Raw genomic sequence first — 2,325 nt, 5'->3', positions numbered from 1 at the left:
GGCCCACCTCGGGCCGCGGATCGCCGTAGCCCACCCCTGACCCGCAGGCCGCGCCTGAGCCTGCTTGCGCGCGCGACGATCCACCGGCGCGCCCTGTTCAGCACGACGTCAAAAGGCCGGCGCGCGCAGCGGGGCCATAAGGCGGCACGCCCCTTGCACTAGGCAGGCGAGCCCCAGGAGCCGACGCCACGTGTCAGCCAAGCCCGCCATCGCCACCGCACCCGACGCCGTCGGGGAACCGCCGAAGAAGAGCCGCAAGAAGCTCGTGCTGGTCCTGGGCGTCGTTCTGTTGCTCGCTGCCGGCGGCACGGGCGCGTGGTGGTTCACCGCCGGGGCCACCCGCCACGAAGTCGCGCCCAAGCTGCCCACCCAGTACTTCGCGATGGACCCGGCCTTCGTGGTCAACCTCGCCGACACCGACGGGGTGCGCTACCTGCAGGCAGACGTGCAGCTCGCCACCCGCGACCCGGAAACGTTGAAGGCGCTGCAGGAACAGGCGCCCGCCATCCGTAACCGCCTGCTGCTGCTGTTCGGCCAACAGACCAGCGCGCAGCTGATCCAGCGCAGCGGCAAGGAGCGTTTGCAGGACCGCGCGCTCGCCGAAGTGAAGTCCGTCCTCAAGCACGAGGGCGCGCCCGACAAGGTCGAGGCCGTGATCTTCACCAGTCTGGTCACCCAGTAAGGGATTCCGATGAGCGCCGACCTGCTTTCACAGGACGAGATCGATGCCCTCCTCCACGGCGTGGATGCCGGGGCGATCGAGGTCGAACCGCCGGCCGCGCCCGGTGAGGCGCGCAATTACGACTTCGCGAGCCAGGACCGCATCGTTCGAGGCCGCCTGCCCACGCTCGAGATGATCAACGAGCGCTTCGCACGCACGTGGCGGATTGGCCTGTTCAACCTGCTGCGGCGTTCCGCCGATCTTTCCGTGCGCGGCATCGACGTGATCCGGTTCGGCGAATACATGCACTCGCTGCAGGTGCCAAACAACCTCAACCTGGTGAAGATGAAGCCGCTGCGCGGCACCGCGATCATCGTGTTCGAACCCCGGCTGGTGTTCACCACGGTCGACAACTTCTTTGGTGGCGCGGGCAAGTTCCACACGCGCATAGAAGGCCGCGAGTTCACGCCCACTGAAATGCGGGTGATCCAGCTGCTGCTCAAGCAGACGTTCACCGACCTCACCGAGGCCTGGGCACCGGTGATGCCGGTCGAATTCGAATACGTCAATTCCGAGGTGAATCCCCACTTCGCGAACGTGATCTCGCCACGCGAATACATCGTCGTCAGCCGTTTCCATGTCGAGCTAGAAGGCGGCGGCGGCGAACTGCATGTAGCCCTGCCTTATTCAATGCTCGAGCCGATCCGCGAACTACTCGACGCCGGCGTGCAGAGCGACCGTATCGAGAAGGACGAGAACTGGACGCATGCGATGCGCGCCCAGCTGCAGGACGCCGACGTGGAGATCAGCAGTTCCATTGCGCGGCGCCAGATCAGCCTGCGCGCGCTGAGCAAGCTGAAGGTGGGCGACATCATTCCGATCGAACTGCCGAAGCAGGTCACGATCGAAGTCGAGAGCACGCCGCTGTTCGGCGGTGAGTTCGGCACGCACAACGGCAAGAACGCGATCAAGATCACGCATGTCAATGCGCCGCGTTCGCTGATTCCCCTTGGTTCACTGAGCGAGATGTCATGAACGCTTCCGATGCCGCGGCGCCCGCCGCATTCGAGACCCTCACCGCCGAAGGGACGGGCAATGGCGCCGACCTGAACCTGGACGTGATCCTGGACGTGTCGGTCACCCTGTCGCTGGAAGTCGGCCGCACGCGCATCCCGATCCGCAACCTGCTGCAGCTCAACCAGGGCTCGGTGGTGGAACTCGAACGCGCCGCCGGCGACCCGCTCGATGTCTACGTCAATGGCACGTTGATCGCGCAGGGCGAAGTCGTGGTGGTCAACGACCGCTTCGGCGTGCGGCTCACCGACGTGGTGAGCCCGTCCGAGCGCATCAAGCGCCTGCGGTGAGCAGCGTGGGCCCGGCCATGGACGATGCGGTGTTTGCGGCCGCGCCTGTACCGGCAGCCACGACGGCCGCGCCCGCGTCGGCGTCACTTGCGACATCCGCTGACGCGCAACCCCGAGTTGCGCCGCGGGCCGGTGCCGCGCCCATCGCTGCAACACCGCAAGCGGCTGCCACAACTACTGCGGCACCTGTCGTCCCCTCGGCGCCGACCACCGTGGCTGCGCCGCCGACGCACGCGGTCAACTTTCCGTTGCGTGCGACGACCGCGCACGTCGCGCAGCCCGCAGGTCACGCGCCCGGCG

Annotated in this window: 3 protein-coding genes; all 3 read left to right on the top strand. The window is 67.0% G+C overall.

Going from position 1 to position 2,325, the window contains the following annotated elements; genetic code table 11:
* Nucleotides 1-190: 190 nt before the first annotated feature.
* The 3 genes from FW784_RS13610 to fliN are packed head-to-tail and all read left to right on the top strand — an operon-like array spanning nt 191 to nt 2,025.
* Nucleotides 191-682 carry a flagellar basal body-associated FliL family protein gene (locus tag FW784_RS13610; RefSeq protein ID WP_235893689.1) on the top strand — a complete coding sequence of 164 codons (492 nt, stop codon included), beginning with the start codon at nt 191-193 and terminating at the stop codon, nt 680-682.
* 9 nt (nt 683-691) lie between these two features.
* Nucleotides 692-1,696 carry a flagellar motor switch protein FliM gene (gene fliM, locus FW784_RS13605; RefSeq protein WP_149353863.1) on the top strand — a complete coding sequence of 335 codons (1,005 nt, stop codon included), beginning with the start codon at nt 692-694 and terminating at the stop codon, nt 1,694-1,696.
* Nucleotides 1,693-2,025, top strand: coding sequence for a flagellar motor switch protein FliN (gene fliN, locus FW784_RS13600; protein WP_149353862.1), 333 nt, complete (start codon nt 1,693-1,695; stop codon nt 2,023-2,025). The genes fliM and fliN overlap by 4 nt, the downstream gene beginning before the upstream one ends.
* Nucleotides 2,026-2,325: the final 300 nt, after the last annotated feature.

Origin of the sequence: Cognatilysobacter lacus (genome assembly GCF_008274655.1) — a bacterium.
Lineage (GTDB): Bacteria > Pseudomonadota > Gammaproteobacteria > Xanthomonadales > Xanthomonadaceae > Cognatilysobacter > Cognatilysobacter lacus.
This window is presented reverse-complemented; position numbering and strand designations above follow the sequence as displayed.